This is a genomic window from Anaeromicropila herbilytica (genome assembly GCF_016591975.1).
In the GTDB taxonomy this organism is placed as follows: domain Bacteria; phylum Bacillota; class Clostridia; order Lachnospirales; family Lachnospiraceae; genus Anaeromicropila; species Anaeromicropila herbilytica.
The window spans coordinates 4,858,684-4,873,248 of the sequence record NZ_AP024169.1 but is presented as its reverse complement, the minus strand read 5'-3'; the positions used below and the strand labels follow the sequence as shown (position 1 = coordinate 4,873,248).

At 34.4% G+C, this 14,565-nt stretch carries 13 protein-coding genes; 10 read left to right on the top strand and 3 right to left on the bottom strand.

The genetic code is table 11. From position 1 onward, the window contains the following. The first annotated feature begins 49 nt into the window (after positions 1 to 49). Genes rpsF through rpsR form a run of 3 tightly spaced genes read left to right on the top strand, consistent with a single transcriptional unit; the run spans position 50 to position 1,110 of the window. Positions 50 to 337, top strand: coding sequence for a 30S ribosomal protein S6 (gene rpsF, locus bsdtb5_RS20760; RefSeq protein WP_271713854.1), 288 nt, complete (start codon positions 50 to 52; stop codon positions 335 to 337). A gap of 19 nt (positions 338 to 356) precedes the next feature. Then, positions 357 to 791: a single-stranded DNA-binding protein gene (locus bsdtb5_RS20755; RefSeq protein WP_271713853.1), complete on the top strand. Its 435-nt coding sequence runs from the start codon at positions 357 to 359 to the stop codon at positions 789 to 791. 43 nt (positions 792 to 834) lie between these two features. Next, positions 835 to 1,110 carry a 30S ribosomal protein S18 gene (rpsR, locus tag bsdtb5_RS20750; RefSeq protein WP_271713852.1) on the top strand — a complete coding sequence of 92 codons (276 nt, stop codon included), beginning with the start codon at positions 835 to 837 and terminating at the stop codon, positions 1,108 to 1,110. Between the two features lie 194 nt (positions 1,111 to 1,304). On the opposite strand, the gene bsdtb5_RS20745 is transcribed toward rpsR, so the two are convergent. Continuing rightward, positions 1,305 to 2,480, bottom strand: a complete 1,176-nt coding sequence (locus tag bsdtb5_RS20745) for an ISL3 family transposase (RefSeq protein ID WP_271713757.1) — start codon at positions 2,478 to 2,480, stop codon at positions 1,305 to 1,307. A gap of 340 nt (positions 2,481 to 2,820) precedes the next feature. Here bsdtb5_RS20745 and bsdtb5_RS20740 point away from each other — a divergent pair, with 340 nt between their 5' ends. The 3 genes from bsdtb5_RS20740 (at position 2,821) to bsdtb5_RS20730 (ending at position 5,549) form a co-directional block, all read left to right on the top strand. Further along, positions 2,821 to 4,773 (top strand): fructose-1,6-bisphosphatase, encoded by a 1,953-nt coding sequence (locus bsdtb5_RS20740; protein ID WP_271713851.1) that lies wholly within the window; start codon positions 2,821 to 2,823, stop codon positions 4,771 to 4,773. A 128-nt stretch (positions 4,774 to 4,901) separates the two neighbouring features. Beyond that, a complete protein-coding gene (locus bsdtb5_RS20735; RefSeq protein WP_271716169.1) occupies positions 4,902 to 5,057 on the top strand; it encodes a hypothetical protein in 156 nt (51 codons plus the stop codon). Positions 5,058 to 5,087: 30 nt separating this feature from the next. Continuing rightward, positions 5,088 to 5,549, top strand: coding sequence for a zinc ribbon domain-containing protein (locus bsdtb5_RS20730; protein ID WP_271713850.1), 462 nt, complete (start codon positions 5,088 to 5,090; stop codon positions 5,547 to 5,549). Between the two features lie 153 nt (positions 5,550 to 5,702). Here bsdtb5_RS20730 and bsdtb5_RS20725 read toward each other — a convergent pair whose 3' ends face one another. Continuing rightward, complete coding sequence (locus bsdtb5_RS20725; protein WP_271713849.1) at positions 5,703 to 8,117, bottom strand: beta propeller repeat protein; 2,415 nt, start codon at positions 8,115 to 8,117, stop codon at positions 5,703 to 5,705. Positions 8,118 to 8,743: 626 nt separating this feature from the next. On the opposite strand from bsdtb5_RS20725, the gene bsdtb5_RS20720 reads away from it, so the two are divergent. The 4 genes from bsdtb5_RS20720 to bsdtb5_RS20705 all read left to right on the top strand — a co-directional run bounded on the left by bsdtb5_RS20720 (position 8,744) and on the right by bsdtb5_RS20705 (position 14,116). Next, positions 8,744 to 10,810, top strand: coding sequence for a DHH family phosphoesterase (locus tag bsdtb5_RS20720; protein ID WP_271713848.1), 2,067 nt, complete (start codon positions 8,744 to 8,746; stop codon positions 10,808 to 10,810). After that, positions 10,811 to 11,257 (top strand): 50S ribosomal protein L9, encoded by a 447-nt coding sequence (rplI, locus tag bsdtb5_RS20715; protein ID WP_271713847.1) that lies wholly within the window; start codon positions 10,811 to 10,813, stop codon positions 11,255 to 11,257. It begins immediately after the preceding gene. A 174-nt stretch (positions 11,258 to 11,431) separates the two neighbouring features. Then, positions 11,432 to 12,784: a replicative DNA helicase gene (gene dnaB / locus bsdtb5_RS20710; protein WP_271713846.1), complete on the top strand. Its 1,353-nt coding sequence runs from the start codon at positions 11,432 to 11,434 to the stop codon at positions 12,782 to 12,784. Positions 12,785 to 13,441: 657 nt separating this feature from the next. Further along, entirely contained in the window at positions 13,442 to 14,116 is a 675-nt protein-coding gene (locus tag bsdtb5_RS20705) for a helix-turn-helix domain-containing protein (RefSeq protein WP_271713845.1), read from the top strand. A gap of 219 nt (positions 14,117 to 14,335) precedes the next feature. On the opposite strand, the gene bsdtb5_RS20700 is transcribed toward bsdtb5_RS20705, so the two are convergent. Next, on the bottom strand, positions 14,336 to 14,503 hold the full coding sequence (locus bsdtb5_RS20700; protein WP_271713844.1) for a DUF362 domain-containing protein: 168 nt from the start codon (positions 14,501 to 14,503) through the stop codon (positions 14,336 to 14,338). Positions 14,504 to 14,565: the final 62 nt, after the last annotated feature.

Below are 14,565 nucleotides of genomic sequence, written 5' to 3'. Positions count from 1 at the left end.
AAAGTAGTAACAGGAAAGGGCCAGAGACCAAAAGGAGGTGCAAGCAACTATGAACAAATATGAATTAGCCTTAGTTGTAAATGCAAAAATCGAAGATGAAGCAAGAGTAGCTGCTGTTGAATCAGTAAAAGAATTAATCACTAGATTTGGTGGCACAGTTACTAAAGTTGATGAATGGGGTAAGAAAAGATTAGCTTACGATATTCAGAAAATGAAAGAAGGATTCTACTACTTCATCCAATTCGAATCTGAACCAACTTGTCCAGGAGAAATCGAACAAAGAGTTCGTATCATGGAATCAGTTATCAGATATTTATGCATTAGACAAGACGCATAATAGAAGGAGGTATTCCTTTATGAATAAAGTCGTATTAATGGGTCGTCTTACAAGAGATCCAGAGGTTCGATACTCTCAAGGCGAGAGATCAATGGCAATTGCAAGATATACAGTAGCAGTAGATCGTAGATTTAAACGTGATGGCGAAAACTCTGCTGACTTTATCCAATGTGTAGCATTTGATAAAACAGCTGAATTTGCAGAAAAATACTATCATCAAGGTACGAAAGTAGCAATTGTTGGTAGAATTCAAACTGGAAGCTATACGAATAAAGAAGGTCAAAAAGTATATACAACAGAAGTTGTCGTTGAAGAACAAGAATTTGCTGAAAGCAAAGCTTCCGCTAGTGAAGGTGGTTATCAGCAGACTTCTAGACCAGCACCAAGCCAAGCAGCTGGTGATGGGTTCATGAATATACCAGATGGTATCGATGAAGAATTACCATTCAATTAAAAGTTAAAAATAATGTATAAAATCGGATAAGGAGGTCATGATTATGTCATATAATAGAAATGATAGAGGCGATAGAAACGATTCTCCAATGAAGAGAAGAGGCGGACGTAGAAGAAAGAAAGTTTGCGTTTTCTGTGCAGATAAGAATCATGCTGGAATCGACTTTAAAGATGTAAATAAATTAAAAAGATACGTATCAGAAAGAGGTAAAATTCTTCCTAGAAGAATTACTGGAAACTGTGCGAAACATCAAAGAGCTCTTACAGTTGCAATTAAGAGAGCTAGACACATCGCTTTAATGCCTTACACTTTAGATTAATTCTAAATACAAGACCCCGTAATTGTTGTTGAAACAATTACGGGGTTATTTTATTTTGGCTCTTTGTCAAGTGTTGGGGTGTGAGGTGCGTTGCACCCGCACTAACACTGACAATAGAGCTATTTTTATGACTAGGTTCTATAATAGATGTTTTTTTGCATGACAAATAAGCCTCTTGAAAACCGACCATTTTTTTACATAGAACTGTGAATGATACGTGTACGAAATCTTTCGAAATTACGTACACCATAAGAACTTCTTTTTAGTACTTTGATTTTATTATTGAATCCTTCCGTAGGTCCATTTGTATATCCATACTTAAAGGCATTAAGTATATACTCAGACCAGCGTCTATATGTTTTTGCACATGCTTCAAATTCGTGTAATCCAGAGCTTTCAGCACTTTTTACCCACTCCCAAAATTCAGTTCTTTGATATGTATAGCTATTACTCTGACATATTTCATAGAACCATTCTTTTAACCTGTGAGCTAGTCGTAAATCATCACTGTATTGTAGCATTAAATCACAGGCTTTTTTGTTGTCATCTTTTAATTTAGAATATCGAGTCAGTATAAGTTTTCTACTTCGCTTATAGTACTTTCTAAGAGTTGGTGTCATGGATGCTTGTAAACGTTTACGAACACTTTCAATTGCCCAGGAAACCTGACGAATGTAGTGATATTTATCTACGATGATTGTGGCATTAGGAAAGAATGTTTTGGCAAGATCTATATAAGGTTGCCACATATCAGAAATAAAAAATTTAACACGATACCTTTCATTACGACTGCAAGATTTAAAATACTCAATAAGATGGGACTGAGTACGATCCGGTAAAATATCAAGAATACATTTTTTCTTTGCATCCACCAGAATACATTGATATTTGGAATCACCAGCATTCCCTTTAAATTCATCAATTGAAATGCATTGAGGAATATGTGGTTTATCATACGAGAGTGTATCAAGAATACGTATTACTGTATTCATTGAGACATTAGTTTGGGAAGCAACATATTTAATACTGTTGGTTGAACGAAGCAATTCAACAATTTTGAAGGATAGTCGTGTTGTACGTTGCTGATATTTAGCTATAAAACTATATTTCTCGTAAAAACGTTTACCACAAGAACATACATATCTTCGTTTTCTTAACAATAAATAGGCATTGGACAACTGAAAAGGTAAGTCTTTAATTTTCTGCCAACGATAATCGTGTATTTTAGATGTTCCAGCTCCACAACAAGGACAAATTTGAGGTTTGGGATTGGTTTCAATCTTGATGATAATTCCATCTAAAGTGTGTTGCACACTTTTTAATTTTACACCTTCTAAATTTAAAAGATTTTTGTTACAATTAGATTGCATCTATATAAAATACCTCCTTTAAAATGTTAGCTTTGGTCGGTTGGCATGTGAAGAGGCTTTATATAGATGTATTTTAATATAAAAACAAAAATGTTGGAAGTGTGTTTTTAACACACCCCAACATTTATTATAGAACCTTTATTTTCTAGTGAAATTTATTGCCTTTTTATCAAGGGTGCGAGGTACTTTGCATCTACACTAACACTGATAATAGATTCAAACATCCAGAAAGTACCATTGCCTAACCCCAACCAATGATTGAATTCATTGGTAAAGTATGATAGCTTGTAAATATGATAGGAAAGAGCTAGTAATAAATTCACCAGGTATGGAGGTAAAGATGCAGAAGAAATATTTAAGAATATTAGCAAATCAATATCCAACAATAAGAGATGCAGCAACCGAAATCATTAATTTACAAGCAATCTTAAGTCTTCCTAAGGGGACAGAGCATTTCCTAACGGATCTTCATGGGGAATATGAACAGTTTCATCATGTGCTAAAAAACGGTTCGGGAACTGTTCGAAGAAAAATAGATGAAATATTCGGAAACACATTAATGGATAGTGCCAAGCGAAGTCTGGCAACACTAATTTACTATCCAAAGGAAAAGTTAGAAATGGTAAGAGGGGAAGAGCAGAATATTGATGATTGGTATCGAATTACACTCCATAGGTTGGTTCGAGTATTAAAAAATGTATCCTCTAAATATACCCGTTCAAAAGTTAGAAAGGCGATACCTAAGGATTTTGTATATGTAGTGGAAGAGTTAATTACGGAAAAAGAAGAAGTATTAAATAAAGAAGCTTATTACAATGAGATTATTCATACGATTGTACGAATAGGAGATGCAGAACCATTTATTCAGACGCTATGCGATCTGATCCAACGCCTGGTTATTGATCATCTACACATATTGGGTGATATTTACGATAGAGGCCCTGGTCCTCATATCATAATAGATACCTTAATGAATTACCATACTGTTGATATTCAATGGGGAAATCATGATATTGTATGGATGGGAGCAGCAAGTGGTCAATATGCTTGTATTGCGAATGTGATTCGAATGGCTTTAAAATATGAGAACACAGATGTTCTAGAAGAAGGCTATGGTATTAATCTTATGTCATTAGCAGCATTTGCTTTAAAAGAATATCAGGACGTAAATTGCGATGCGTTTCAAATTAATTCGAAGGATAGTTATGGTGTTGAAGGTATTGAATCCAAAATGTATAAGGCAATATCAATCATACAATTTAAATTAGAAGGACAACTTATTATAAAGTATCCAGAATTTGAAATGGATCATCAGTTGTTATTAGATAAAATCAATTATGAGAAGAAAACGATAGTAATAGAGGGGAAGGAATATGCATTACTTGATATAGATTTTCCAACGGTTTCAAAAGAACATCCATATCAATTAACAAAAGAAGAGGAGCTTCTTATGAAGCGCTTAAAGCAAGCGTTTCTTCATAGTGATAAATTACAGATGCATATGAGCTTTTTATACTCGAGAGGTGCACTTTATAATATCTATAATTCGAATTTGCTATATCATGGATGTATTCCACTGGATAGGGATGGAGAATTTACAAAACTAAAAATACTAGAGACTGAGTATTCTGGTAAGAATTTATATGATGTGCTTGATTATTATGCAAGGAAGGGGTATTTTGCAACTCTAGATTCCAAGGAAAAAGAAATGGGAGAGGACCTATTATGGTATATATGGACTGGACCAAAGTCTCCTGTGTTTGGAAGAAGCAAAATGGCTACGTTCGAAAGGCTTCTTATTGCGGATAAAGAAGCATATCATGAGGTTAAGAATCCTTATTATGAGATGATTGATAACGAGAATCTAATGGATAATATATTAAAGGAATTTGGATTAGAGAGTAGAAATTCACATATCATTAATGGGCATGTTCCCGTTGAAGTAAAGAACGGGCAGAATCCTGTAAAATGTGGTGGTAAATTATTGATGATAGATGGTGGATTTTCAAAATCGTATCATGACAGAACTGGTATTGCAGGTTATACCTTAGTCTTAAATTCAACAGGAATTCGATTAGTTGCGCATGAAACATTTGAATCAGCCAGGAGAGCTATTCAGGAGGAGACGGATATTGTATCTGATTCTTATCTTGTAGAGAGATTCCCTGCACGAAGAAATGTTGGTGATACAGATATCGGTTATCAACTAAAAGAAAATATTGCTGATTTGGAAGAATTATTAACAGCATATCGTAACAATGAGATTATGCAGGTAAGTAAAAGTAAGTATTAAAATTATTAATTGTTAAATTATAGTAGTAACAGACACAAATTTACGATATTATGAAGAAGATGTAAATATTATCTATAAATTTATTTCACTTAAATTTTTGTTAACGGATATAAAATTGGAGGAATAAAATGGGAAATATAGGAGGGAATGTATTGGTAGGTTTGGCATCATCAATAGCATTATTGTTTTTTTATGTACCTGTAATCTTAATTATGGTTCTTACTATTTATGCCCTGATACTTGGAATAAAAGCATTAAAAATCTATATTAATAAAAATAGTTAGGATAATAATAATATAAAAGTAGGTGTAAATATGGAAAAGATATCAAAAGAAAGAAAAATAACTTATTATATCGGACTTGGAATGATTGTGATTGGCTTCTTATTGTTTATCTCGGTGTTCTTTGAAGTAGCAAGTTTTATGAGTGATCCATTTGTGAATGATCCTTTTTCTGGGGGAAAACTACCTTCGATGTTAAATGGAGTTATTGGTTTTTTCATTATGATAGCTGGTGGAATCGTCATGAATATTGGAGCAAAAGGCGCTGCTGGTTCTGGAATCATACTTGATCCTGAGAAACAACGAGAAGATCTAAAGCCTTTTAATGAAGCAAAGGGAGAAATGATAAACGACGTAATCAGTAATATTGATGCGGTAAATCATTTGACCAAAAATCAGGAACAAAAAGAAATTATAAAAATTAAGTGTAGAAATTGTGGAAGTCTGAATGACGAGGATGCAAAATTCTGCAAAGGGTGCGGGAAAGAGATATAAGTAGTTATGAATCTTGATTTTTCATCTTTGTTTGAAGTCCTCACTAAGATAAGTGTCCTCCACTAAGATTAGCGCGTGTCTAGTCAATATATAAAGCTCAGTAGAAAAGTAGTAGTAAAATACTTTCAACTGAGCCTTATTTATTTGATTTTACTAATTGTGATAGACTATCTCCTCGCCATAAAGTACCCCTCTAGAACCAGTTGCAATATAGAATCTTCCAAAGACTCTAGGATCACCAATAATACATTTGACATCTCCATACATCTGATTTGTTGTATTAATTCTCTCCCAAGTATTTCCTTCATTAAAGGAACGGTAGAATCCGTAGATACCTTCTATTTCTCCACATATATAGAGTGTTTTTACCTTGGTATCTTTTCCGAGACCCATTCCTTGTGCAAATACACTTTCTCCCTCCTTGGTAATCTTATGATACTTAAAAGTGTTAGTATCTGCATGATAGACTAGTTTCCATAAGCCATTATAATTAAGTGCAATCCAGATCACACCTTCTTTGCCGGATTCTACACGAATCTCGACGTGATGGCTTCCATCTAATGAACCAAGGTTATGTATTGGGAAACAAGATGGAACCTCATGTTCATAAAATGTTTTACCATAGTCTCTGCTAACATAGATTCTCGAATTTTCTCCAAATCCATAGAAAATAGAAGGATTGACTCTATCAGCCATAATCTTTAATTGAGTGTTAGAATCTTGGATTAAATTATTCTTCGTGTTATAGATCAAAACTTTTTCCCAAGTATCTCCCTCATCACAGGTTAAGACTGCACCAGTTAAAGGAAGTCTATTGCCATCAGCAATTGTCCATAATAAAGAGGAAGAGTCGGAGGAGATTGCACACCAACCACTATTGATATTTGGTAACTTGATTCGGTCCAGTAAAGTATCAATATAAGAGGATAATCCATAGGGATGACTTAATCTCTTAAAGGTCTTGCATTGGTCTTTGGAAAGAATAAGTCCTCCTATTGTTTTTCCAGTCCAATTACCTCTTGGAGTAGCTACTACGATATTGGGATTACAATCAGGGTAATCTGCATTCATGCAGGTGATATAACGGTTCCTTTGTTCATCAGCAAAAGTATTTTCGGGTGGAGTATCAAGGTCTGTAAATGCAAAACCTCCTAGATCACCTAAGATATCAATTAATTTCACATCGCCTGAAGGAGGGCTATAGATATTTAGGTGAACTGTTTCTTCAAGACCTCTACAACTTGGATACCAGGTTGGTGAAGAATCAAGAAGATTATCTGTCATAAAGATTCCTGTTCCAGTATTGAATACAGCATGATTCATATCGTATGGATTTATCTTTATATCACTCATCCAATGAATTATAGAAGCATTTCCATTGTATTCTGGTTTCATATATGGAACATTAAAATCTATGTTACCAATTGCTGTACCACATAGAATCTCTTCCCAGCTAGAACCATAATCTTTGGATAGGAATATAATATCACTATCTTTTCGACATATGGTCGTACATAGAAGTAATCCTGGAATATCCCTGTTAGATGATATACCGCTTAGTCCATATTCATTTTGTTTACGACCAGTATCTGGTGTAATATCTACATAATCTAGTATTTTACCATCATCCCCCATTTGATATCGTAATAGTCTTCCATCAAATGAGCTACCAGAATCACAAGAATAATTAGAGAAAAATGAATAATTCGGTTCTCCAGAAGCAGCCATAGTTACATAGAGATAAGTGCCGTCATAATCCATTCTCTGTGCCACAAGTCCTGAGATTCGATTAGAAGAAGCTATATGAGCAGGTTGCGCTAACTTATGAAAAGTATTGCCACAGTCCGTAGAGATGTAGAGGCAATGACCGCGGGTAAGATCGTTGGTACGATTTACTACACCTGAGGTTGATACAATTAATGTGGTACTTAATGCGGTCTCATTAGTATTACTGTTATTATTAGTATTATTATTATTCATTCCAGATGTGATGGTACTAGTCCTTCTAGAATCAATAAAAAGGCAAGTTAAATCGTACTCATTCTGCTCTTTCTCCTTGTCTTCACATACGGTTAAGAATTCCCAGGTCATGCCCTCGTCCATAGAGCGAAGTAATCCCCTAGTCTGCGAAGCAAAATAAATAACTCTACTGTTATTAGGATCAAGCATGAGGCGGTCTCCAGTCCCCCTGCCAGGAGAATTTCCGTGCACTGGACATGGAATTGATCGATAAATAAAATGATTTCCTCGATCATAAGAGATGCAAAGTGTACCGGTCTTATGATCTCCACAAGCAATATATAAGGAATCTTCATTCTTTGGATCTAATGCAATTGCAAGAGGATAGGATTCACTGAGATTTAAGTTGGTCACATGATCCATTAAAGACACCCAAGTGTCATTAGCAAAATCATATCGGTAGACTCCACCGATGTCTGTTCTGGCATATAGAATATCCTTTGCATTCTTATGAAATGAAAACCCAGTTACAAAACCGCCACCCGGCACTGGTAGGTTTCTATACGTATATGGAATTTGCTTGGTTATATTACTATTTGAATTATTCACGCTAGCTCCCATCTGTCGCCTTTGGCGACGTATAAATCAGGGGTGAGAAACGTTTTATTTCACACTGTCACCTCTTAATTTTCAATTTATAATTTATGTGTATTTTATCGGAATCCGTTAGAATCAACAATGTATTATGTTGTAGTAAGGATGTAGAATTGGCTATAGGGGAATATTTAGAGGCATATATACAGAGACTAATAATTTTTTGAATATATCATTCTAATTATTAGAGAATATGTACCGCCAATGACCTGTTTCATAACCTTGCCTGGTAATTTGCTCAACACAGAAAAAGCGAATGCGCCTTTGAGTATGTATTAGAAGTTCTTATTCTGGGGTCATTTTGTGTAATATCCTAGGACAGATCTGTCTGAGCGAAGCGAGTTATCTGTCCTAGGATATGTCTTACACGAAATGACCCCAGAATTAGAACTTCTTATACATGCTTAATGAAGCATGAGTTTTTCTGTGTTGAGCAAATTACCTAGACAACCCCCCAAAAACAGGTCATTCATCTGGTTTACAAAAAAATCTTTTAAAACGAATGGTAAAATGGTATAATAAAGAACATGAATTTAGACAAATAGAAAAGTGGTATTTGGTCTGAATAAGGAGCAACTATAATGAATCAGAGAATAAAATTAAATGGAAAGCTAAAGACTTATTTGCGTTGGCCAATAATATTGACTTTTATGTTGATATGCATGAATATAAGTATATATTTTGTTAGTCGTAATGCTGGACTCATAATGTCTGTATATGTAGTAATTTATCTGATTATATCTATCGGTTTATATTATTATAAAAGACCAAGTATTCTATCAGAGCTCGTACGTTATGCAGCTGATTATGGTCAAGTCCAAAAGCAATTACTTAAGGAATTATCGATACCTTATGCAGTTTTAGACGCTGAAGGACGTTTGCTTTGGGGAAATAATGAATTTTTAGATTTAATAGAAAATGAAAAGATTGCAAAGAAATCCATAACGAATATATTCCCAACCATTACAAAAGGGGCTTTCCCGAATATTGAGTCAGATGAAGAGATTCATATTCAACATCGAGAGTGTAATTATCGTATTGTTCTAAGGAAGGTAATTGCAGAAAGCTTTCAGGCAAATGATAGTTGGGATAATGATACCGATATTGAAGCTGATGGTATGAATGATAAAAACGCACTGATTGCAATGTATGTATATGATGAGACTGAGATTATCTCTTACATAAAAGAGATTAAAGAACAAAGACTTATTGTAGGGTTACTATATATTGATAATTATGAAGAGGCTCTAGAGAGTATTGATGAGGTAAGACGCTCTTTATTGATTGCACTTGTGGATCGTAAGATTAATAAATATATGCAGAATATTGATGCAATTATTAAGAAACTAGAGAAGGATAAATATATTATTTTATTCAAGCAAAAATATCTTGCTCAATTGCAAACCAATAAATTTTCTATCTTAGATGAAGTAAGAGCTATTAACATTGGTAACGATATGGCGGTTACACTTAGTATTGGTCTTGGAATTAATGCGGATACCTATTTAACAGGATATGAATATGCGAGAGCAGCCATTGATTTAGCTCTTGGTAGAGGTGGAGATCAGGCTGTTGTTAAGGACTCTGAGAGAATACTATACTATGGTGGTAAGAGCATACAGGTTGAGAAGAGTACAAGAGTAAAAGCAAGAGTGAAAGCGCATGCTTTAAAAGAGTTAGTAGAAGCCAAAGAAAAAGTTGTAATTATGGGACATTCCATAGGGGACGTAGATTGCTTTGGTGCCTCGATAGGTATTTACCGAATTGCTAGAACACTGGGCAAGAAAGCGCACATTGTAATCAATGAAGTAACAAAATCGGTAAGGCCTATCATGAATCGATTTGTGAATAATCCTGATTATGAAGAGGATATGTTCTTAAATGGACAAAAGGCAATGGATATTGTAGATAATAATACATTACTTATTATCGTTGATGTAAATAGGCCAAGCTACACAGAATGTGAAGAATTATTAAGTCTTACAAAGACGATTGTAATTCTAGATCACCATAGACAATGTAGTGAAGCGGTAGAGAATGCAGTATTATCATATATTGAGCCTTATGCGTCTTCAACTTGCGAAATGGTTGCAGAAGTTTTACAATATATTGGAGAAGGTCTAAAGTTAAAACAGGCAGAATCCGATGCAATGTATGCAGGCATCATAATTGATACTAATAATTTTCTAAATAAGACTGGCGTACGTACATTTGAAGCAGCAGCCTTTTTGAGAAGAAGTGGTGCTGACGTTACAAGGATTAGAAAAGTGTTTCGTAGTGATGTCGATGATTATAAAGCCAGAGCAGATGCAATGGCTCGTTCAGAGATATTTCTTGAGCATTATGCCTTTGCAATATGTAGTTCAGATAGTCTAGATAGTCCTACCATTGTGGCAGCGCAGATTGCAAATGAGTTATTGGATATTACCAACATTAAGGCATCTTTTGTCTTAACCGAATTTAATAATAAGATATATATTAGCGCACGCTCAATCGATGAATTAAATGTACAGGTAGTGATGGAAAAACTTGGTGGTGGTGGGCATCAAAGTGTCGCAGGGGCACAGCTAACCGATACCACTATTGAAGAAGCTAGAAATATGGTAAAAGAAGTGTTAGAAACTATGAAAATGGAAGGTGATTTATAGATGGAAGTTATATTATTACAAGATGTAAAAGCATTAGGAAAAAAAGGCGAAACAGTTACAGTTAATGAGGGTTATGCTAGGAATTTTATCTTGAAAAAGAATCTTGGGGTAGAAGCTACTACAAAGAATTTAAATGATTTAAAATTACAAAAAGCGAATGAAGAAAAAGTGAAACAAGAAATCTATGAAGAAGCTCTTCGCTTTAAAGCAGAGATTGAAGAAAAGTCAGTTGAAGTAAAGATTAAAGCAGGAGAAGGTAATCGTTCTTTTGGATCAATATCTACAAAAGAAATTGCGAATGCAGTAAAAGAGCAATTAGGATATGAGATTGATAAGAAGAAAATGCAATTGAATGAATCTATCAAAACATTAGGTACTTATAATATTCCTGTTAAATTACACCCAAAAGTAACAGCTGAGTTAAAAGTAAAAGTATCTGCTTTATAAATAACTATCTATTTTTGAATACTTTATTCAAGAATAAATAGTCCTAAATAACGAGTGTGAAAGATTTCTTTCACACTTTCTTTCACCCTTGTTCACATTAGGTGTGAAATGTTTGCTATCAAAGAGTATAGTCCTGTAAAATAGAGATTGAATTAGAAAGGTACGGTATAGCTTATGGATGAAGCACTGATTAAAAAAATACCACCCCATAGTATTGAAGCAGAGCAATCAGTGATCGGTTCCATGATAATGGATAAAGATGCGATTGTTACTGCATCTGAAATTGTTTCAAGTGATGATTTCTACCATAAACAATATGGCATTTTATTTGATACAATGGTAGAACTATTTAATGAAGGAAGACCTGTAGACTTGGTAACACTCAAGAATCGATTAGAAGAGAAGGAGTTACCAGAAGAGCTAAGTAGTATGGAATTCATAAGAGACTTAATCACAGCAGTTCCTACTTCTGCAAATGTTAGATATTATGCTAACATTGTACAAGAAAAAGCGGTACTTAGAAGATTAATAAAAGTTACTGAGAATATCACGAATGAGTGTTATATGAACCGTGAAAAACTTGAAGTCATCTTAGAACAAACGGAAAAACAAGTCTTTGATGTTGTACAAAATAAAAGTTCTGGTGATTTTGTTAGTATTAAGGATGTTGTTATTAGCTCGCTGGAAAGTATAGAAGCAGCAGCAAAAAGCAAGGGTAGTGTAACCGGAATATCAACCGGATTTTATGATCTTGATTATAAAACTGCAGGTTTACAGCCCTCCGATCTAATTCTTATTGCAGCTAGACCTTCTATGGGTAAAACAGCGTTTGTTCTAAACATAGCAGAGTATGTAGCAGTAAAATCCAATGTAACGACTGCAATATTCAGTCTGGAAATGTCAAAGGACCAATTGGTAAAACGTATCTTGGCTATGAATTCAAAAGTGGATTCACAGGCAATTCGTAGTGGTGAATTGCAAGATGACGATTGGATAAAGTTGGTTGAGAGTGCTAGAGTAGTAGGTAACTCTGGATTGATTATTGATGATACTCCAGGTATTTCTATTGGAGAATTACGATCAAAGTGTAGAAAGTTCAAATTAGAACATAACCTTGGTCTTGTTATTATCGATTACCTTCAGTTGATGTCTGGTGGAAAGAAGAGTGAATCTAGACAACAAGAAATATCAGAAATATCACGTTCCCTAAAGGCTCTAGCCAGAGAGATACAGGCTCCAGTAATTGCCCTTTCTCAGTTAAGTCGTGCGGTAGAACAGAGACCAGATAAGAGGCCTATGTTATCAGATCTTCGTGAATCTGGAGCCATCGAGCAGGATGCCGATGTGGTTATGTTTATCTATCGTGATGACTATTATAATCATGATTCTGAGGATGCTGGTGTATCGGAGATAATTATAGGTAAACAGAGAAATGGTCCAACAGGCACAGTAAAACTTGCTTGGTTATCACAATTTACTAAGTTTGCGAATCTTGAGAGATCGCAAACTCAATATGATGAGTATTAAAGTATAGTTTATAAATATAGCATGATTCGCCCGACAAATTACCTGGAGGTCACTGAAAAAGTCCCTTATTGTAGTTTTCGCTTGAATATTACTGTATAAATATCCGTGCTGTTTTTTGTTAAAGAAGTATAAGAAAATCTAAATGAAGAAGGAATCCTTCGAACATAATCAGATGGAGCGAACTCGCTGGAAAGCGCTCAGACAGCACTCCTTCTGATTACTGAAGGATTCCTTCTTCATTAAGATTTTCTAATACTCTTTAAAACAAAAATACAGCACGCATATTTATACAGTAATATTCATTATACTTTTTGAAAGGGACTTTATCAGTGACCTCATGACCTGTTTTGGGGGTAGTTTGTGCAAATTACTAGGTATTATATAGATATCCTAATCAGTAATATTTTCAAAGTAATTCTAACTTAACTTATATTCTTATGTTCATTTTAATATCTTTAGAATCATTCTTAGGCCTAGAAAAAGCACTAAAAACAGAGGATAACAAAAAATACTGTCAAGGTTAGTTGTACAGGGAAGAGAGACAACTTATCCTGTCGAGAAGTTATTTGGAAATATAAGGAAAGCTTGTTGCAATTGGGTTTTCCTATGCTATAATAACTTTATGTAAAAGATTTACAACTATGAGGAGGGCTTATTATGGGCGAAATTAGATATATTATATCCGACGCCTCTAAAAAAGTTGATGTCGAGCCCCATGTTCTAAGGTATTGGGAAGAGGAGTTAAGCCTTGCTATACCAAGAAATGAGATGGGGCATAGATATTACAGAGATGAAGATATACAGTTACTAAAGACGGTCAAGACATTGAAAGATCAGGGGTTTCAGCTAAAAGCGATTAAAATGTTACTGCCCGACATAGGAAAAGTTGAATCACTTGATCCACAGAGCATACTTTTACTTAGAGAAGAATTAAATCAAAAAGCTGAACAAGAAAATGGAGAGGATATTATCGACACTAAGAATGGTACAAGTCTCGTGATTAATCACGAAGAATCAGAGACAGATATAACAAAAGCAAATAAAATGGAACAATTTCGTGAGATAATGAACGATCTGATTGGAAATGCTTTGAAGGAAAATAATACTGCTATATCGGATACTGTTAGTATAGCAGTTTCTAATAGCGTTATTAAAGAAATGGACTATCTATTAAGGCTAAAAGAAGAACGAGAAGAAGAGCGTTTTAAGAAGTTTGATGAGTCGGTTAGAAATATACAAAAATATCGTCAAGAAACAGCTTCAACAAAGGAGGACAAGCCAAAGAAAAAATCGAAATTTTTTCGTAAAAATAAAAACGTGAAGCCTATCTAAAAAAGAATAAAATAACAAACGAAGCGGATATTAAGTTAATACATAATAAGAAAATAGTCAAAGAGCATAAATCTTGTAATGGAGAGAATATCAATCTTTCTAAAACAATTTTATGCTCTTTTTAAGAATAAATTAAAAGAACATCTACAAATCAGCTTATAACCAATTCGCAAATGTTCTTATGTATACAACAGTGAAATGCTAATCTATTGTGTAGAATTAGCCTTCGATTGCACCAGTTGGACAAGTTGCAGCACAAGCGCCACAGTCTAAACAAGCATCAGCGTCGATTTCGTAGTGTTCTGCACCTTCTGAAATTGCTCCTACTGGACATTCTGCAGCACAAGCGCCACAGCTTACACAACCATCAGTAATAGTATATGCCATAGTTAGTCCCTCCTTTTATTATAATAAGATTATCATAATATAAATGAAGCAAATTTACAAGC